Source organism: Lentzea alba (assembly GCF_011067745.1).
Classification (GTDB): Bacteria; Actinomycetota; Actinomycetes; order Mycobacteriales; family Pseudonocardiaceae; genus Lentzea; species Lentzea alba.
This window is the reverse complement of sequence record NZ_JAAMPJ010000006.1, coordinates 403,145-421,079: the sequence shown is the minus strand read 5'-3', so window position 1 is coordinate 421,079 and position 17,935 is coordinate 403,145. Positions and strand designations below refer to the sequence as shown.

The following is a 17,935-nucleotide window of genomic DNA, read 5'->3' as shown; positions in this document are numbered from 1 at the left end:
TGCCGTGCTGCACGAAGTCGATCCCGAGATCGCCACCCTGATCCAGGCCGAGCAACGTCGTCAGGCCAGCAAGCTGCGCATGATCGCGTCCGAGAACGACGTGTCCGCCGCCGTGCTCGAAGCGACAGGCTCGGTGCTGACGAACAAGTACTCCGAGGGCTACCCCGGCAAGCGGTACTACGAGGGCCAGCAGATCATCGACCAGGTCGAGCAGCTCGCCATCGACCGGGCGAAAGCGCTGTTCGGCGTGGACCACGCGAACGTCCAGCCGCTCTCCGGCGCACCCGCGAACCTCGCCGTCTACCTGGCGTTCCTGCAGCCCGGCGACACCGTGATGGGCATGTCGCTCCCGATGGGCGGCCACCTCACCCACGGCTGGGGCGTCTCCGCCACCGGTAAGTGGTTCCACGCGGTGCAGTACGACGTCCGCAAGGACACCGGCGTCGTCGACATGGACGAGGTCCGCGCACAAGCCCTTGCCGAACGCCCGAAGGTGATCTTCTGCGGCGGCACGGCGATCCCGCGCACGATCGACTTCCCGGCCTTCGCGGCGATCGCGAAGGAGATCGACGCGGTCCTGGTCGCCGACATCGCGCACATCGCCGGCCTGGTCGCGGGCGGCGCACACCCGTCGCCGGTCGGACACGCGTCGGTGATCACGACGACCACGCACAAGACGCTGCGTGGCCCGCGTGGCGCGATGATCCTGTGCGACGCCGAACACGCGAAGGCGATCGATCGCGCCGTGTTCCCCGGACTGCAGGGCGGCCCGCACGACCACACGACCGCCGCGATCGCCGTGGCGCTCAAGGAGGCCTCGCAGCCGGAGTTCCGCGAGTACGCGCACACGATCGTCGCGAACGCCAAGGCGCTCGCGGACGCGTTGCTGGACCGCGGCTTCGACCTGGTGTCCGGCGGCACCGACAACCACCTGATCCTCGTCGACCTGACGTCGAAGCAGATCGGCGGCAAGCCGGCGGCGCACGCGCTGGACCGCGCGGGCATCGAGCTGAACTACAACGCCGTTCCGTACGACACCCGCAAGCCCTTCGACCCGTCCGGCATCCGGCTGGGCACGCCCGGCGTCACCACGCGCGGCCTCAAGCCGGAGCAGATGCCGTTGATCGCGGACTGGATCGACCGGGCCATCACCGCCCACGACAACGACCAGGCGCTGGACCGCATCGCCGCCGAGGTCGAGGAGCTACTCAGCACCCTCTAGCGCGGCAGCCACGATCCGAACTTCATCGAGTGCCCGGCGGGCGACTTCCGCGAAGTCCCCGCCGGCCTCCAGCCAGCGACCGTAAGCGACCCGGAGCGCCACCACGCCCAGTTCGACGGCAACGGCCGCGTCGAGCTCCGGTACCCCGCGCCGCCGCAGCGCCTCCTGCATCACGCTGGAAAATCCGGCCATCTTCATCGCGTCGCGTTCGCGCAGCTCGTCGTTGGCCGCGATCACCGCGAGCCGCCGCGGCCCGTTCGCCCGGCGCTCCTCGGTGAACGTGACAGCGATCGCCACGAGCGCCCCCTCGACCGCCGCCAGCGGTCCTGCGGACTCGGGCGTTCCGGCGATCCCTGCGACGAGCAGCTCGACCAGCTCGTCCTGACCGCCGAACAACACCTCGCGCTTGTCGCGGAAGTGCCGGAAGTACGTGCTCTTCGTGAGCCCCGCGCGTTCGGCGATCTGCGCGACCGCCGTGTTCTCGTAGCCCTGCTCGTCGAACAGGTCGAGTGCGGCGCGCACCAACCGATCCCGCGCGTCCGGTTCCCATCGACCCATGGCTCACATCATAAGTGATGGGACTTGGTCTCATCACTCTGCTACGGTTGATGAGACCAAGTCCCATCACTTGAGGAGTGACATGAAGGTCTTCGTCACGGGCGCCAGCGGCCACGTCGGCTCGGCCCTGGTCCCGGAACTGCTGCGCGCGGGCCACCAGGTCGTCGGGCTGGCCCGCTCGGACGCCTCAGCCGCGAAGCTCGACTCCCAGGGCGCCGCGGTCAGACTCGGCGATCTCGACGACCTGGACGGGCTGCGCAAGGGCGCGGCCGAGGCGGACGCCGTGATCCACCTGGCGTTCAAGCACGATGAGATGTTCGCGGGGAACTACCAGGGCGCGTCCGACGCCGATCTCGCGGTGGTCGGCGCGTTCCTCGACGAACTCTCCGGCACCGGCAAGGCGCTCGTCGGCACCGGTGGCACGCTGTCGTACTCCGGCCTGGGCCGCACCGCCACGGAGGAGGAGCGGGTGCCCGACGACCACAGCCGCGGCACCGCCCGAAACCTGATCGTCGACGCGCAGGACGTGCGCGGTGCGGTCGCGGTGTTGCCACCGACCGTCCACAGTGAACTGGACAGGGCCGGTTTCATCCCGCTGCTGGTCAGGGCCGCCCGCGCCACAGGTGTTTCCGGCTATCCCGGCGACGGCACGAACCGCTGGTCCGCCACTCACACGCTGGACGTGGCGCGGCTGTACCGGCTGGCCGTGGAGAAGGCGCCCGCGGGTTCGGTGCTGCACGCGGTCGCCGAAGAAGCCGTGACCATGCGGGAGATCGCCGAGGCCATCGGACGACAGCTGAACGTGCCGGTTGAAAGCGTTCCGCTGGAACGGGCCCAGGAGCACTTCGGTCCGCTCGCGAACATGGTCGCGCGCGACGCACCGACGTCCGGTGCGCGCACGAAGGCGTTGCTGGGCTGGGAACCGCAGGAACCCGGCCTGCTCGCGGATCTGGAGGCCGGGTTCTACTTCGAAGCGCGGTGAGTCAGCGGCTTTCCCGCCCGCGCAACCACTCCGCGAGGTGTTCGCCGGGAGCGTTGTCGCCCGTGCACTCCTCGACGAGGGCTGCACCCGACCTGTCGTGAGCCAGGCCCGGGCTTGCTCATGCGAGTCGCACTTCGCGCAAGGCTCGAACATCAGGCGGAGCCAGAAGAGCGCGTTGAACTCGCTGATGCCCATCATGCGGGAAGCGGTAGCGCACGAGGTTCTCGTCGCCGATCGTCCCGGACTTCAGCCAATACTTCTCGACAGGCCGGAAGTCATCTCACGCAGCAGAGCGTCGCTGAACGGCGCGATGTGCCGCTGCCACGCTGACGCAGGGGTACCCCCAACTCGGGAACCCCTACATCTCAACGTACTCAGAGGGTCCGACAAGATCACTTGCGCGGCTTCGGTTTCCACACCACGAGCGCGGTCTCCTGCCGGATCGGGACCAGGTCCCGCCGGTAGGAGGCGTGCACCGCGGCGGCCGCGGAATCGGCTGCTGCCAACGCGTTCGCCAGTTCCTGGGTCAGTTCGGTGACCCGCTGACGCAGCGCGTCGACCTGGTTCTCCAGGTCGATGATCCGCTTTATGCCCGCGAGGTTCACGCCCTCGTCCTGCGAGAGACGCTGAACCTCGCGCAGCAGCACGATGTCGCGCATCGAGTACCGGCGCCCACCACCGGAGGTGCGCCCGGGAGAAACCAGGCCCATCCGGTCGTAGGACCGCAGCGTCTGGGCGTGCAGCCCGGACAGCTGGGCCGCCACCGAGATCACGAAGAACGGTGTGTCCTCATCAGTCCCGGGAGGGAAGGGAAAACCCACCGAACTCACCGCCCTTCAAGGAGTGCGTTCAGTTCACCGCGCGGGTCGTGGTCCTTGGTCACGTCCGCGTACGCCTCGAGGGCCTTGCGGGCCTCGGACGACATGTTGTTCGGCACCGTGACCTCCAGGGTGATCAGGAGATCGCCCGCGGTCCCGTCCCGCTTCGTGATCCCCTTGCCCCTGGCCCGCAGCACTCGCCCGGAGGCGGTGCCGGCGGGCACCTTCAAGGTCACCTTGCCGTCCAGCGTCGGCACGGTCAACGTCGTGCCGAGAGCCAGCTCGGCGAACGTCATCGGTGCCGAGAGCGTCAGGTCGTTGCCCTGACGGCCGAACACGCTGTGCGGGTTGACGTGCACGCGCACGAACAGGTCGCCGGACGGGCCGCCGTTGCGGCCTGGTTCGCCTTGTCCCGCAAGGCGAATCCGCTGGCCGTCGTCGACGCCCGACGGGATCCGCACGGTCAGCGTGCGGGTGCGGGTGCTGACGCCGTCGCCACCGCACTCGAGGCACGGGTCGTCGATGATCCGGCCGGTGCCGCGGCAGTCGCGGCACGGCTCGCTGAACGCGAACGCGCCCTGCGACCGCGTGACCAGGCCGGAACCCGAACAGGTGGCGCAGACGTGCGGTGTGGTGCCCGGCTTGGCGCCCGAGCCGCCGCACGTCGTGCAGGCGGCGGGGGACGACAGGCGCAGCGGCACCGTCGCTCCCCTCACCGCCTCGGTGAAGTCGATGCGGACGTCGGTCTCGACGTCCTCGCCACGGCGCGGTCGCGTGGCCGAGCCGGCCGAACCGCCGCGCCGGTTGAACAGGCCGCCGAGCAGGTCGCCCAGGCCGCCGCCACCGGTGCCCTGGGCGGCCCGGCCGAACAGGTCGTTGACGTCGAAGCCGCCGGCGCCACCGCCGAACCCGCCGGGGAAGCCACCGCCGCCCGCGAACAGGCGGCGGGCCTCGTCGTACTGCTTGCGCTTGGCCGGGTCCGACAGCACGCCGTAGGCCTCGGACACCGCCTTGAAGCGGGCCTCGGCCTTGGCGTCACCGGGGTTCGCGTCGGGGTGCAGCTCGCGGGCGAGCTTGCGGTACGACTTCTTGATCTCATCCGCCGACGCGTCGGAGGAGACACCCAGTTCGCGGTAGAAGTCCTTTTCGATCCAGTCCCTAGCACTCACCGGACGTCTCCTCCTTTCCAGTGCCGTGGCCGTCGGGCTTTGCCTCGTATTTCGCCGGTCAGACGGGTGGATCGCGGTGCCGGCCCCGCGTCCTCATGCTGGACCGCATGGGGGCGCGGGGCCGGTGCCCCGAGCCACCCTGCTGAGCGCCGAAAGACGCGGTGAAGACCGGCGGCCACGGCGCTAGCTCTCTTCGGCCTGCGGTGCCGCCGGCGCGGGCTCGTGGTCGGTCACCGCGACGAGCGCGGGCCGGACGAGCTTCTCGCCGAACCGGTAGCCGCGGCGCAGGACGGCGGTGACCGTCGGTCCGTCGACGTCCGGGGACGTGCTGTGCTGCACGGCCTCGTGCACCGACGGGTCGAACGCCTCGCCCTCGTGCGCGAACGGCTCCAGGCCGGTCTTGGCCAACGTGGAGACGAGCTTGTCCGCCACGGCCTTGAACGCGCCGGTCAGGTCGCCGTGCGCGGCGGCCCGTTCGACGTCGTCCAGCACCGAGAGCAGCTCGCCGGCCACGGACGCCTTCGCGTTGTTGATCACCGATTCCCGGTCGCGTTCCACCCGCTTGCGGTAGTTCGCGTACTCGGCGGTGAGCCGCTGGAGGTCGGCGGTGCGCTCGTCGAGCTGGGTCTTCAGCTCGGCGGCCACCTCGTCGACGACCTCAGCGACCAGGGGCTCGTCGGCCGGAGCAGTGCCTTCTTCCGGGCTTCCCTCGGCAGTGTGGGCCGGCGGCCGGACCTCACCCGTTTCGGGGTCGATCCGGCGCCGGTCGTTCACGACCACCTGAGGCTGCTCCTCGTCAGGGGCTGCGTGCCTCGGCTCGGTCACTTCTTCTCGTCCTCGTCCACGATCTCGGCGTCGACGACGTCGTCCTGGCCGGCCTTCGCACCGGCACCGGCGCTCGCACCCGGCGCGTCGGCACCAGGAGCCTCGGCGCCCGCGGCACCCGGAGCGTTGGCGTAGATGGCCTGGCCGATCGCCTGGGACTCGGTCGCGAGCTTCTCGACCGCCGTCTTGATGGCGTTGATGTCGGTGCCCTTGAGCGCCTCGTTCGCCTCGGCGATCGCGGCGTTGACCTTGTCCTTGATCTCGGCCGGGAGCTTGTCGTCGTTCTCCTTGACGACCTTCTCCGTCTGGTAGACGAGGGTCTCCGCCTGGTTGCGGACCTCGGCCTCCTCGCGGCGGCGCTTGTCCTCCTCCGCGTGGGCCTCGGCGTCCTTGACCATGCGGTCGATGTCGTCCTTCGGCAGCGCGGAGCCACCGGTGATCGTCATCGACTGCTCCTTGCCGGTGCCGAGGTCCTTCGCCGACACGTGGACGATGCCGTTCGCGTCGATGTCGAAGGTGACCTCGATCTGCGGCACGCCACGCGGGGCGGGCGGCAGGCCGGTCAGCTCGAACATGCCGAGCTTCTTGTTGTGCGCCGCGATCTCGCGCTCGCCCTGGAAGACCTGGATCTGCACGGACGGCTGGTTGTCGTCGGCCGTCGTGAAGGTCTCGGAGCGCTTGGTCGGGATCGTGGTGTTGCGCTCGATGAGCTTGGTCATGATGCCGCCCTTGGTCTCGATGCCGAGGGACAGCGGGGTGACGTCGAGCAGCAGGACGTCCTTGACCTCGCCCTTGAGGACACCGGCCTGGAGAGCCGCGCCGACAGCGACGACCTCGTCCGGGTTCACGCCCTTGTTGGGCTCACGGCCGCCGGTCAGCTCCTTGACGAGCTCCGCCACGGCGGGCATGCGGGTCGAGCCACCGACGAGCACGACGTGGTCGATGTCGCCGACGGAGATGTTGGCGTCCTTGATCACGTTGTTGAACGGCGCGCGGGTGCGCTCGAGCAGGTCGTTCGTGATCCGCTGGAACTCGGCGCGCGACAGCGTCTCGTCGAGGAACAGCGGGTTCTTGTCCGCGTCGACCGTGATGTACGGCAGGTTGATCGAGGCGTTGCTGGAGCTCGACAGCTCGATCTTGGCCTTCTCCGCAGCCTCGCGGATGCGCTGGAGGGCCATCTTGTCCTTGGTCAGGTCGATGCCGTTGGCCTGCTTGAACCGGTCGACCAGCCAGTCGACGATGCGCTGGTCCCAGTCGTCGCCACCCAGGTGGTTGTCACCGGAGGTCGCCCGGACCTCGACCACGCCGTCGCCGAGCTCGAGCAGCGAGACGTCGAACGTGCCGCCACCGAGGTCGAAGACCAGGATGGTCTGCTCCTTCTCGCCCTTGTCGAGGCCGTAGGCCAGCGCGGCGGAGGTCGGCTCGTTGACGATGCGCAGCACGTTGAGGCCCGCGATCTGGCCAGCCTCCTTGGTGGCCTGGCGCTGCGCGTCCTCGAAGTAGGCCGGGACCGTGATGACGGCGTCGGTGATCTCCTCACCCAGGTACGCCTCGGCGTCGCGCTTGAGCTTCATCAGCACGCGCGCGCTGATCTCCTGCGAGGTGTACTGCTTGCCGTCGATCTCGTCGGTCTTCCACGTGGTGCCGATGTGGCGCTTGACCGAGCGGATGGTGCGGTCGACGTTGGTGACGGCCTGGTTCTTCGCGGGCTGACCCACGAGCACCTCGCCGTTCTTGGCGAACGCGACGATGGACGGGGTCGTCCTCGAGCCCTCCGAGTTGGCGATGACCGTCGGCTCACCGCCCTCGAGAACGGCGACGACGGAGTTGGTCGTCCCCAAGTCGATGCCGACTGCACGCGCCATTGGAGTTCCTTCCGCTAGTACTTGTTGAGCGATGCTGGCTCAAGTTTGCCATCCCACCCAACCTTGAGCCTAACCGACTCAAGCTTTCTGACTGACCCAACGGCCGAGAAGATCTGGTTGTTCCCTCACAACGCGCCGAGGGCCACCCCTTGTGGAGTGGCCCTCAACACATCCCCCGATCGAACTCAGACCCCGAGCACGTCCACCCGTCCCGAGCCGGTGGTGACCTTGAGCTCCAGCGTCGCGTTCGGATCCGTCGGCACGTTGATCCTGCGTTCATCGCCGCTCGACGACCCGCTGACCTTGTACGGACCTCCTGGCACCTTCACCTTGACGTCGCCGGAGCCGGTGTCGACCCGCACCGACTTGGCCGCGGTCAGGGCCAGCTCGATCCGGCCGGAGCCGGCGTCCGCGGTCACCTCGTTCTCCAGCGCGGTGCCGTCGATGTCACCGGAGTCGGTGCTGACCAGCACTTTGCCCTTCACCGAGTCGAGCTGGATGCGGCCGGAGCCCAGGTCGGCGGTCACGGCGCCGTTGACCCTGGTGGCGGTGAAGTCACCGGATCCGGCCTTCGCCTTGACGTCCCCGGAGATGTCGCGGGTGGTGATCCTGCCGGAGCCGGTCCGGAAGTCGACGGAGGCCAGCCCCTCCACGGTCACGTCTCCCGAACCGGTGTCACCGATCACCGAGATGTCCGCGGACGGGACCACGACGTCGTAGTTGATCTCGCAGTCCCTGCCGCAGCCGTCCAGCACCAGCGTGCTGCCCTCGACGCGGTGCGCGATGCCCGAAGGCTTGTTGTCCCTCGCGTGCTCGACCTTGCGGTGGATCTTCGTCTCGGTAAGCCCCTGCTGGTACCGGATCGACACGTTCCCCGAGCCGTCTTCGCCACGCACCTTCACCGACGTGACCTTTTCCGAGACGACGTTGTCGTCCTCGAACTCGTACTTCATGATGCGAATGCCACAGGACGACAGCACTGTGAGCACCGCCCCCGCCACCAATGCCACCAGCGCCGTCCTCATCATGAGCACAAAAGTAGAGGTGGTGGCACTCAGCTACACGGCAGACAACCCCCGAAGGCGGGGTGGGGTTGTCCCTACCTGTGTCGAACAGATTCAGACCAGGTCTTCGAGGACCGCGCGCAGGGCCGGAGCGGTGCGGGCGGGGTCGTTCAGGAACCGCGTCGACGCGAGCACGTGGGCCGGCGCGATCCGTTCCCACAGCAGGCCGTCGACCGGCACCTCGACGATGTGCAGTTCCACGCTCTGCGCCCACCGGCCGATCCGCGACTCGATGCCGCGCAGCACGTCGCCGATCGGCAACGCCGCTGGGCTCTGCACGCGGTGCAGCTGTTCGATGCCGGGCTTCAGCGCGAGCACCGCGGCCCTGCTGGCCGGCCGGGTCAGCAACGCCTCGGCGTCCTCCGGCGTGGGCGGCTCGGCTCCGCGCGTGCACGCGTCCAGCGCGTCGGCCCACCAGCCCGGCCACTCGGCGGTCACGGCGGCGCGGTCGACGCCCGCGGGCACCTGCACCGGCAGCGGGGGCTCCAGGCCCGGCACGTGCGGCTCGACGTCGACCGACAGGGCCAGGGCGTCCCGCACGTAGAGCGCTGCCAGCAGCCCCAGGCTCACCCCGTGGCTGATGCCGGACACCTCTCGCGCGAACTTCATGACCTCATTGTTCCCTCGTCGCGGCCGGGAAATCGTCGCGGCCGCAGATCAAGAAGGACACGATTGGCTCCAGCTCCTCCTCGTTCGGAGCAACATCGGCTATCAGGCCCTGGATCAGCAGCCCGTCGACGGCCGCGAGGAACGCGCGGAACGCCACCGGGTCCGCCGGCCGGACCGCCTCCACGGCCAGGTCGAGCCACCGGCGCGCAGCCGCCTTCAGCTCGGGACGCCGACCGGCCAGCAGGTACAGCTCGTACTCGGCGAGCGTGCGGCCTCGGTTCTCGTTCAGGGCCTTGGCCAGGCTCGCGGCGATCGCACGGGCGGTGCCACCACTCGCGACGACCTTCAGCATCTCGTCGCACAGCGCTTCGGTGGACCACAGCAGCGTCGCGATCAACAGGTCGTCGAGCGACGCGAAGTAGTAGGTCGGCGCCGTCGTCGGCACGCCTGCTTCGCGGGCCACGCTGCGGTGCGTCACACCGGCGATGCCGTCGCGTTCGATCACGCGCAGGGTGGCCTCGACGATGGCCTGGCGCTTCTTCTCGCCACGCGCCCGGCGGCCGTCGATCTTCGGACTGTCTGCGACTGTGGTCAGTGCGTCCTCCCGAGTTCGAGCGTCACCACGCCTCCGATGATCAGGGCCAGCCCGATGACCATCGTGGGGTTGAGGGTCTCGCCGAGGAACTTCCAGCCGATGATCGCAACGGCTGCAACACCGACAGCTGACCACACGGCGTATGCGACGCCTACGGGCATACCCAACTTCAACGCGCGCGAAAGGGCCGTGAAGGCGATGGCGTAACCGACGACGACCACGACTGACGGCCACAGTCTGCTGAATCCCTCGGACAGCTTCAACGACACGGTGGCGGCGATTTCACCCACGATCGCCGCAGCGAGATACAGGTACAACACGGCGACCTCCGGCAGCTCAGGGCAACTACTTGAACGATTGTTCCATAAGTTTTTGATCAAGTTCCGGATACTTGACCGGTACGCGAGGAGACACCGGCCACGTCCAAGTGGTTACTCACCAGTAACGTGGCCTAGACTCCCGCCATGACCCTCCAGCTGGTTCTCGGACTCGTCGCCGTGGCGGTGAGCGTCGTCGCCTGGGGCGTGTTCGTCGCCGCCGTGCTGAAGCAGATCAAGATCATCCGGCTCGGCCAGCCGGACGGGACCCGCTTCGGGCCGTTCGGGCCGCGGCTGAAGACGATGATCGTCGAATTCGTCGCGCACACCAGAATGGCGAAGTTCCGTTCGGTCGCCCCGTGGCACTGGATGGTGATGTGGGGCTTCCTCATCGGCTCCGCGGTGCTGTTCGAGGCCTACGGCGAGGTGTTCGACCCGCACTTCCACTGGCCGATCATCGGCACGTGGTCGGTCTGGCTGCTGCTCGTCGAGCTGCTGGGGCTCGGCACCGTCGTCGGTGGCGTGGCGCTCGCGATCATCCGCCAGCGCAACCACCCGCGCCGTGCCGACCGGGTCTCCCGCTTCCAGGGTTCCGACTTCAAGTCCGCCTACTTCGTCGAGGCGGTCGTGATCATCGAGGGTGTCGGCATCCTGATGGTCAAGGCGTTCAAGCAGTCGAGCGGCCTCGAGGTCGCGCCGCTGTGGACGTCGTTCGTGTCGCAGCCGCTCGCGCAGATCCTGCCCGCCGCGCCCGTCTGGGTGTCGGTGATGGCGCTGGTCAAGCTGCTGAGCGGCATGATCTGGCTGATCGTGGTCGGCCGGAACCTGACGATGGGTGTCGCCTGGCACCGGTTCTCGGCGTTCTTCAACATCTACTTCAAGCGCGAGGACGACGGCGGCGTCGCGCTCGGCGCCCTGAAGCCGATGATGTCCGGCGGCAAGGTGCTGAACCTGGAGGAGGCCGACCCGGACAAGGACGTGTTCGGCGTCGGCAAGGTCGAGGACTTCACCTGGAAGGGCGTTCTCGACTTCTCCACCTGCACCGAGTGCGGCCGCTGCCAGTCGCAGTGCCCCGCGTGGAACACCGGCAAGCCGTTGTCGCCCAAGCTGGTCATCACGCAGCTGCGCGACCACATGTACGCCAAGGCGCCGTACCTGCTGGCCGGCGGCTCGCGCGACATGGCCGGTGACGAGGTCGGCCTGACCGAGGACAAGTACGAGGACTACAAGAAGCGCCTCGAGTCCATCGACGTGCTGGCGATGGCGGAGTCCGAGCGCCCGCTGGTCGGCGGCCCGGACGAGCTGGGCGTCATCGACCCCGAGGTGCTGTGGTCCTGCACCACCTGCGGCGCGTGCGTCGAGCAGTGCCCGGTGGACATCGAGCACGTCGACCACATCGTCGACATGCGCCGCTACCAGGTGCTGATCGAGTCGAACTTCCCGACCGAGCTCGGCGGCATGTTCAAGAACCTGGAGAACAAGGGCAACCCGTGGGGTCAGAACTCCAAGGACCGCCTGGCGTGGACCGACGGCCTCGAGTTCGAGGTGCCGGTGTTCGACGGCGAACTGGGCGACGCCGAGTACCTGTTCTGGGTCGGCTGCGCCGGTGCGTTCGAGGACCGCGCGAAGAAGACCACCCGCGCCGTCGCCGAGCTGCTGCACACCGCCGGGGTCAAGTACACCGTGCTCGGCCCGGAGGAGACCTGCACCGGTGACCCGGCCCGCCGCGCCGGCAACGAGTTCCTCTTCCAGATGCTCGCGCAGCAGAACGTGGAAGTCCTGAACTCGGTCTTCGAGGACCGGCCTCTTGGCCAGCGCAAGATCGTTGTCACGTGTGCGCACTGCTTCAACACGCTGGCGAACGAGTACCCGCAGGTCGGCGGCACCTACGAGGTCGTGCACCACACGCAGCTGCTGAACAAGCTGGTGCGCGAACGCCGTCTGGTGCCGGTCGCGCCGGTCACCGAGGACGTCACCTACCACGACCCGTGCTACCTGGGCCGTCACAACAAGGTCTACGAAGCACCGCGTGAGCTCATCGGGGCGTCCGGCGCGAAGCTGCGCGAGATGCCGCGGCACGAGGAACGCTCCATGTGCTGCGGTGCCGGTGGCGCCCGCATGTGGATGGAGGAGCGGATCGGCAAGCGCATCAACGTCGACCGCGTGGACGAGGCGCTGTCCACCGCGCCGTCGAAGATCGCGACCGGCTGCCCGTTCTGCCGCGTGATGCTCACCGACGGCGTGACCGCCCGTCAGTCCGACGGCCAGGCGGGCGCGCACGTCGAGGTCGTGGACGTCGCGCAGATGCTGCTGGAGTCCGTGAAGCGCGGCCAGCCGGCGCCGGCCGCCGAGGACGCCAACGCCTGATCCAGGCCAGAGAAATGCCCTCGGTCCGCTGTGGACCGAGGGCATTTTCCGTTGGTGGGTCAGTCCTTGTCTGTGATCTTGTCGTAGATCACGTTCAGCACCCAGCCGGTCAGGGCGACGATGATCGCGCCCCAGAAGGCCGGCCAGAAGCCGTCGACGCGGAACGGGAGGTCCAGCTGCTCGGCGATCCACCCGGTGAACATGAACAGCAGCGCGTTCACCACGAGCCCGATCAAGCCGAGCGTGACCAGGTAGAACAGGCAGCCGAAGAACTTCACGAGCGGCTTCACGACCGCGTTCACCAGGCCGAAGATCACCGCGACGCCGATCAGCGTGAGGATTCTCGAACCGGTGGTGCCCTCGCCCAGGTCGATGCCGGGAAGGGCGGTCGACACCCAGACCGCCACGGCGGTCAGCAGCACATGCACCAAGATGCCCATGCCGCGCAGACTAGCCGTGACGGGTCCTAAGTGGTCAGGAACGTCGGCGGCGCGCCACGAAGAACGCACCCGCACCGGCCGCGAGCAGCAGTGCGCCGAGGCCCAGGAAGCCGAGCGGCGACGCGCCGGTCGACGCGAGACCCGACTTGTTGCCCGCCTGCGTCACGGCCGGCGTGGTCGTGGTGGTCGGCGCGGCGGTCTGCGAGGTCGAGGACGGTGCGGACGGCGCGCTCGTGACGGCCTTCTCGACGACCTTGATCTTCGTGCTGACCACGTTGTTCTTGTGGTCGACGTCCGGCAGGCCGCCGCTGTGGATGAAGCGCACCATCGCGTGCACCTCGTCGTACTTGATGTCGTCCAGCTCGATCTTCAGAGCGACCTCGATCTGCTGACCGGGGAGGATCTTGTTGATGACCCTGAAGTCGTCGTCGGTGCCCGGCTGCACCGTCACGTTGTCGCTGTGGGACACGAGCTTCGCGAAGAAGCTGCCCAGGACGACCTCCGGCGCGACCGGCACGTCGCCCTTGTTCGACAGCGTGAGCTTGAGGTCGATCTGCTCGCCGCGGGTGTAGACGTCCTCGAGCGGCGTGATCGCGGACGCGATGGCGATGTCGGCCTTGGCTTCGAAGTAGCGCAGATCGATTCGCTGCGTGCGGTCGTTGAGGTTCGGCGACACCGCACGCGTGCCGGTCAGCCAGTCGACGTCGTAGTCGGTCTTCGGCTTGGCCAGCGCCAGGCCGCTCTTCTTGATCTCCGGCGCGATGACGGTCAGGTCGCCGATGGGGAGGTCGAGCAGGTAGGAACCGTCCGCGGCGGCCTCGGCCTCGACGTTGAGGTCGGCACCGGTCTGCGTCTTGCCGGTGACCTTGACCTTGCCGCCGTGCGTCTTCTCGGTCTCCTGCTTCACGCCGTCACCGTTCGCGTCGACGAAGGTGAAGCCGTTGAGGAAGGTGCCGCGCAGCGGGAAGTTGGCGTCCGACTTGGACTCCGACGTTTCGTAGCCCAGCTTGGTGGTCGTGAAGTCGTACATGTCGTTGTTGTTGACCGCGTACTTCGGGCCCTTCGGCAGGACGGCCTTGAACTTGCCGTCCGCACCGGTCGGGAAGCTCCCGACCAGTTCGTTGGTGCCCTCGACGTAGATCCGGACGCCGTTGCCGTTGGCGCGGACGCTCTCACCTTCGGTGAAGGTGTTGTCGCCGTTGCGGTCGAGGAAGAACAGACCCTCGATGGTGATCTTGTCCTCCTGCGCGAGGGCAGGAGTGCCCGCCGCGGTCAGGGCGAGGCCTGCGGTCAGTACGACCGCGAGGTGCTTCTTCACGTTGTCCCCCAAGGACATTGGTATGTCAGGAACGGCGGCGACGCGCGACGAAGAACGCCGCGGCGCCGGCCGCGAGCAGCAGTGCGCCGAGGCCCAGGAAGCCCAGCGGCGAGGCGCCGGTCGAGGCGAGGCCGGAGCTGTTGCCCGCCTTGGCCACGGCCGGAGTGGTCGTGGTGGCCGGCGCGGCGGTCTGCGAGGTCGAGGACGGCGCGCTCGGCTCGGTGGTGGTGCTCTTCTCGACGACCTTGATCGGCAGGCGCACGACGTTGTTCTTGTGGTCGACGTCCTTGAGGTTGCCGAAGTTGAAGCGCGCGATCGGCCACACCTCGTCGAAGGTGACGTCGTTCAGCTCGACCTTCAGCGTGACCTTCACCTGCTGTCCGGGAAGGATCTTGCTGACGGTCTCGAAGTCGTCGTCCCTGCCGTTGAGCATCTTGATGTTGTCGCTGTGGGACAGCAGCTTCGCCATGAACTCGGCCATGACCACGGACGGCACGATCGGCACGTCACCCTTGTTCGTGAGCGTCAGCTCGACGTCGATCTGCTCGCCGAGGACGTAGGAGGCCTTGGCCGGCACGACCGCGGCCGCGACGGCGATGTCCGCCTTGGCCTCGAAGTACAGCACCTCGAGTGGAGCCGGCCCCTCGAACTCGCCGAGCGTGAACTCGAGAGTGCCGGTGGCCCAGTCGATCGGGTGCGTGCCGGTCGGCTTGACCAGCGCCAGGCCGCGCTGCGTGTAGTCGGCCGCGACGAACTCGTACTTGCCGAACGGCAGGTCGTCGACGCTGAACTGACCGTCCTCGCCGGGCATGCCGATCGGCTTGCCGTTCAGCGTCCCCGGCGACAGCAGTTCCTCGCCGGTCTGCCGGACACCGTCCCGGTTGCGGTCGTGGAAGGAGTGACCCGCGATGCCTTTGCCGCGCACGCCGAAGTCGACGGTCCCCCCTTCCGACGTGACGGTCCGCGAAGTGGTGGGCGTGTACCGCGCGCCGGACACCTGCACGTCGTACTTGCCGGTAGGCAGATCCCGCGCCGCGTAGCGACCCTTGTCGTCGGTCGCGTACTCGCCGACGACGTCACCGCCGCCGTGCTTGCTGATCTTCACGATTTTCGTCTCGCCGGCGAGCACCGCTTCACCGTCGAACTTCTTGTCACCGTTGCGGTCGAGCCAGACCAGGCCCTCGATGGTGATCTTCTCGTCCTGCGCCGCGGCCGACGTGGCCGCGGCAGGCAGCACGAGAGCAGCCGTCATCGCGACGGCGAAGAACTTCTTCACTGATCCCCCAGCGTTCGATTGCTCCACTTAGGACATCGGAACACCGGGGGTTCAGCGTTGCATGATTCCCGTCACTCGGACAGTGGATAGCCGCCCATGTCGTACCCCTCCCTCTCGCGCCAGTTAGCACGATATCGGATAGTACGAGTTCGTAGCAATTACTCCTTGCTGTCGAGCGCGAGCCTGGTGCGACGGTGCGCGGGCCCCAGTTCACCGCTCAGCACTTCCATCACCTGACGCAGCAGGTCGCGCAGGTTCTCCAGATCGCCGCCGGGCAGCGCGGTGAAGAGGTCTCGCTCCCGTTCGGCCTGGCCGGCGACGATCTGCAGGAAGATCTCGCGCCCGGCGTCGGTCAGCGTGGCGGGCAACGACCGGCGGTCACTCGGGTCGAGCTCGCGCAGGACGAGCCCCGCCTTCTCCAGCCGGTCGAGGCGGCTCGTGATCGTGGTGGCCGGGCTCAGCGTGCCGTTCGCGAGCTGCTTGGGCGTGAGCCGGTGCGGCGGCCCGATCCAGAAGAGCCGGGCGAGGATCTCGTAGTCGGCGCGGTTGAGCCCGTGCGGCGCGGCGATCTCCGTGGCGAGGAAGTCGAGGTACTTGCTGATCTGGTGCACCCGGTCGACCACGCCTTCGACCACCGGATCGATCGCCGGAACCATGGCCCTCCACGACTCGACCTCGGCATCGGTGTCGTCCGCACCACGCTTGCCCATCCCACGATGGTAGTTGCGCTGGTTAGGTCGCCCCGACATGCAGAACGGCCCGCGCCTCTCCCGAACGCGGGCCGTTCCGTCTTACCCCCTGGTGATCAGCGTTCCCCCCGGTGCAGATCCCAGCCTTAAGACACCGCAGACCTTCCAGATGTTGCCCCGGGATTGGAATGTCACTCGAATGGCCTAACCACTCGCTGCCGCGCCCGGCGCCCGGCGCCCGCCTAGGCTGATCGTCATGAGCGAGAAGCCGCAGGGCTCAGGCGAAAGCACACTCACCGTCGTACTCGCCCTGCTGGTGAATCTGGCGATCGCGATCATGAAGGCCATCGCGGGCGTCCTGACCGGTTCGGCCGCCATCCTCTCCGAGGCCGCGCACTCGGTCGCCGACACGTTCACCGAAGCGCTCCTGCTGACGGCGCTGCGCCGTTCCGACCGTCCCGCGGACCGCCGCCACCCGTTCGGCTACGGCAAGGAGCGCTACTTCTGGTCGTTGCTGGCTGCCGTCTCGATCTTCGCCTCGGGCGCGATGTTCGCGTTCTACGAGGGCTTCCGCACGGTCTTCGGCGAGCCGGAGGAACAAACCCGCCCCCTGGTCGGCTACCTCGTGCTGGGCCTGGCCTTCGCCATGGAAAGCGTGTCGTGGACCCAGGCGTTCCGGCAGGTCCGCTCCGAATCCGCCGCGCACGGCCGCGGTTTCTGGGACTTCCTGCGAGTCTCCGACGACCCGACCGTGAAGACGGTGTTCCTGGAGGACTCCGCCGCCCTGATCGGTCTGCTGCTCGCCTTCGCGGGCCTCGGCCTGCACCAGCTCACCGGCTCGTCGCTGTGGGACGGCCTCGCCTCGCTGGCGATCGGCGTGCTACTGGCCCTGGTGGCGTACGTGCTGGCCCGCACCAACAAGGGCCTGCTGATCGGCCGGCAGGCAGACCCGGTGATGGTGAAGGCGATCTGGCACCAACTGGCCGAGGCGCCCGAAGTGGACGCCGTGGTCGACGTGCTGACGATGCTGATCGGCACCGACCGCGTGCTGCTGTGCGCGCGACTCGACTTCACCGACACCCTGACGGCGTTCGAACTGGAGAACGCGTGCGTGCGCATCTCCGCCGAACTGCGTTCGTCGTTCCCGGACCTGGACGAGATCTTCCTGGAACCCGTACCGCGCACAGACCCCGACCTGCGCCGCCGCGTCCTGGAGCGCTACGGCTTCTAACGTCGCGTGTCGGTGCGGTGGAAGTTGAGGTAGGCCCGGCTCGGCGTGGGCCCGCGCTGCCCCTGGTACCGGCTGCCGGCCTGCTTCGACCCGTACGGGTGCTCCGCCGGGCTGGACAGCTTGAACAGGCACAGCTGCCCGATCTTCATGCCGGCGTGCAACGTGATCGGCAGGTTCGCGACGTTCGACAACTCCAGCGTGATGTGGCCGGAGAAGCCGGGGTCGATGAAGCCGGCCGTGGAGTGCGTCAGCAGCCCGAGCCGCCCGAGGCTGGACTTGCCTTCGAGCCGCCCTGCCAGGTCGTCCGGCAGCGTGACCAGCTCGTAGGTGGACCCGAGCACGAACTCGCCGGGGTGCAGCACGAACGGCTCACCCTCCGGCGTCTCGACCAGGCTCGTGAGGTCGTCCTGCTGGATCGACGGGTCGATGTGGGTGTACTTCGTGTTGTTGAAGACCCGGAAGAACCGGTCCAGCCGGACGTCGATGCTCGACGGCTGAATCATCTCGACGTCGAACGGGTCGAGGTGGAGACGGCCGGACTCGACCTCTTTGCGCAGATCCTGGTCACTCAGCAGCACCCCGACAGGCTA

General features: G+C 68.1%; 18 protein-coding genes. 4 read left to right on the top strand and 14 right to left on the bottom strand.

What is annotated here, in order from left to right:
• The first annotated feature begins 4 nt into the window (after positions 1-4).
• A complete protein-coding gene (locus G7043_RS24100; protein ID WP_166049016.1) occupies positions 5-1,222 on the top strand; it encodes a serine hydroxymethyltransferase in 1,218 nt (405 codons plus the stop codon).
• Here the strand turns inward: G7043_RS24100 and G7043_RS24095 are convergent.
• Positions 1,205-1,780 (bottom strand): TetR/AcrR family transcriptional regulator, encoded by a 576-nt coding sequence (locus G7043_RS24095; protein ID WP_166049014.1) that lies wholly within the window; start codon positions 1,778-1,780, stop codon positions 1,205-1,207. The genes G7043_RS24100 and G7043_RS24095 overlap by 18 nt on opposite strands.
• Positions 1,781-1,862: 82 nt before the next feature.
• Here G7043_RS24095 and G7043_RS24090 point away from each other — a divergent pair, with 82 nt between their 5' ends.
• Complete coding sequence (locus G7043_RS24090; protein ID WP_166049012.1) at positions 1,863-2,762, top strand: SDR family oxidoreductase; 900 nt, start codon at positions 1,863-1,865, stop codon at positions 2,760-2,762.
• A gap of 392 nt (positions 2,763-3,154) precedes the next feature.
• On the opposite strand, the gene G7043_RS24085 is transcribed toward G7043_RS24090, so the two are convergent.
• The 8 genes from G7043_RS24085 to G7043_RS24050 form a co-directional block, all read right to left on the bottom strand.
• Positions 3,155-3,583, bottom strand: a complete 429-nt coding sequence (locus tag G7043_RS24085) for a heat shock protein transcriptional repressor HspR (protein WP_166049009.1) — start codon at positions 3,581-3,583, stop codon at positions 3,155-3,157.
• Between the two features lie 5 nt (positions 3,584-3,588).
• On the bottom strand, positions 3,589-4,749 hold the full coding sequence (gene dnaJ, locus G7043_RS24080; protein ID WP_166049007.1) for a molecular chaperone DnaJ: 1,161 nt from the start codon (positions 4,747-4,749) through the stop codon (positions 3,589-3,591).
• 183 nt (positions 4,750-4,932) lie between these two features.
• Positions 4,933-5,574: a nucleotide exchange factor GrpE gene (gene grpE / locus G7043_RS24075; protein ID WP_166049005.1), complete on the bottom strand. Its 642-nt coding sequence runs from the start codon at positions 5,572-5,574 to the stop codon at positions 4,933-4,935.
• Positions 5,571-7,439 (bottom strand): molecular chaperone DnaK, encoded by a 1,869-nt coding sequence (gene dnaK / locus G7043_RS24070; protein WP_166049003.1) that lies wholly within the window; start codon positions 7,437-7,439, stop codon positions 5,571-5,573. The genes grpE and dnaK overlap by 4 nt, the downstream gene beginning before the upstream one ends.
• A gap of 185 nt (positions 7,440-7,624) precedes the next feature.
• Positions 7,625-8,467, bottom strand: a complete 843-nt coding sequence (locus G7043_RS24065; RefSeq protein WP_166049001.1) for a DUF4097 family beta strand repeat-containing protein — start codon at positions 8,465-8,467, stop codon at positions 7,625-7,627.
• Between the two features lie 90 nt (positions 8,468-8,557).
• Positions 8,558-9,112, bottom strand: a complete 555-nt coding sequence (locus G7043_RS24060) for a hypothetical protein (protein ID WP_166048999.1) — start codon at positions 9,110-9,112, stop codon at positions 8,558-8,560.
• A 4-nt stretch (positions 9,113-9,116) separates the two neighbouring features.
• Positions 9,117-9,707 carry a TetR/AcrR family transcriptional regulator gene (locus G7043_RS24055; RefSeq protein WP_166049406.1) on the bottom strand — a complete coding sequence of 197 codons (591 nt, stop codon included), beginning with the start codon at positions 9,705-9,707 and terminating at the stop codon, positions 9,117-9,119.
• Complete coding sequence (locus tag G7043_RS24050) at positions 9,704-10,027, bottom strand: DMT family transporter (RefSeq protein WP_166049404.1); 324 nt, start codon at positions 10,025-10,027, stop codon at positions 9,704-9,706. Before G7043_RS24050 ends, G7043_RS24055 begins: the two co-directional genes overlap by 4 nt.
• Before the next feature lie 144 nt (positions 10,028-10,171).
• On the opposite strand from G7043_RS24050, the gene G7043_RS24045 reads away from it, so the two are divergent.
• Positions 10,172-12,391, top strand: a complete 2,220-nt coding sequence (locus tag G7043_RS24045; protein WP_166048997.1) for a (Fe-S)-binding protein — start codon at positions 10,172-10,174, stop codon at positions 12,389-12,391.
• 59 nt (positions 12,392-12,450) lie between these two features.
• Here G7043_RS24045 and G7043_RS24040 read toward each other — a convergent pair whose 3' ends face one another.
• The 4 genes from G7043_RS24040 to G7043_RS24025 form a co-directional block, all read right to left on the bottom strand.
• Complete coding sequence (locus G7043_RS24040) at positions 12,451-12,831, bottom strand: phage holin family protein (protein WP_166048995.1); 381 nt, start codon at positions 12,829-12,831, stop codon at positions 12,451-12,453.
• Positions 12,832-12,865: 34 nt separating this feature from the next.
• Positions 12,866-14,149, bottom strand: a complete 1,284-nt coding sequence (locus tag G7043_RS24035) for a hypothetical protein (RefSeq protein ID WP_166048993.1) — start codon at positions 14,147-14,149, stop codon at positions 12,866-12,868.
• Between the two features lie 25 nt (positions 14,150-14,174).
• The gene (locus tag G7043_RS24030; RefSeq protein WP_166048991.1) at positions 14,175-15,425 is read right to left on the bottom strand and encodes a hypothetical protein; all 1,251 of its coding nucleotides are present in this window, start codon (positions 15,423-15,425) and stop codon (positions 14,175-14,177) included.
• 158 nt (positions 15,426-15,583) lie between these two features.
• Complete coding sequence (locus G7043_RS24025; RefSeq protein WP_166048989.1) at positions 15,584-16,135, bottom strand: MarR family winged helix-turn-helix transcriptional regulator; 552 nt, start codon at positions 16,133-16,135, stop codon at positions 15,584-15,586.
• A gap of 235 nt (positions 16,136-16,370) precedes the next feature.
• Between G7043_RS24025 and G7043_RS24020 the strand changes: the two genes are divergently transcribed.
• Positions 16,371-17,345: a cation diffusion facilitator family transporter gene (locus G7043_RS24020; protein WP_166048987.1), complete on the top strand. Its 975-nt coding sequence runs from the start codon at positions 16,371-16,373 to the stop codon at positions 17,343-17,345.
• On the opposite strand, the gene dcd is transcribed toward G7043_RS24020, so the two are convergent.
• Complete coding sequence (dcd, locus tag G7043_RS24015; protein ID WP_166048985.1) at positions 17,342-17,923, bottom strand: dCTP deaminase; 582 nt, start codon at positions 17,921-17,923, stop codon at positions 17,342-17,344. The genes G7043_RS24020 and dcd overlap by 4 nt on opposite strands.
• Between the last annotated feature and the right edge of the window lie 12 nt (positions 17,924-17,935).

Coding starts and splice junctions, on each gene's coding strand:
- dnaK (WP_166049003.1), bottom strand. CDS start 7,439: ATGGCGCGTGCAGTCGGCATCGACTTGGGGACGACCAACTCCGTCGTC.
- G7043_RS24060 (WP_166048999.1), bottom strand. CDS start 9,112: ATGAAGTTCGCGCGAGAGGTGTCCGGCATCAGCCACGGGGTGAGCCTG.
- G7043_RS24090 (WP_166049012.1), top strand. CDS start 1,863: ATGAAGGTCTTCGTCACGGGCGCCAGCGGCCACGTCGGCTCGGCCCTG.
- G7043_RS24095 (WP_166049014.1), bottom strand. CDS start 1,780: ATGGGTCGATGGGAACCGGACGCGCGGGATCGGTTGGTGCGCGCCGCA.
- G7043_RS24045 (WP_166048997.1), top strand. CDS start 10,172: ATGACCCTCCAGCTGGTTCTCGGACTCGTCGCCGTGGCGGTGAGCGTC.
- G7043_RS24040 (WP_166048995.1), bottom strand. CDS start 12,831: ATGGGCATCTTGGTGCATGTGCTGCTGACCGCCGTGGCGGTCTGGGTG.
- G7043_RS24065 (WP_166049001.1), bottom strand. CDS start 8,467: ATGATGAGGACGGCGCTGGTGGCATTGGTGGCGGGGGCGGTGCTCACA.
- G7043_RS24025 (WP_166048989.1), bottom strand. CDS start 16,135: ATGGGCAAGCGTGGTGCGGACGACACCGATGCCGAGGTCGAGTCGTGG.
- G7043_RS24020 (WP_166048987.1), top strand. CDS start 16,371: ATGAGCGAGAAGCCGCAGGGCTCAGGCGAAAGCACACTCACCGTCGTA.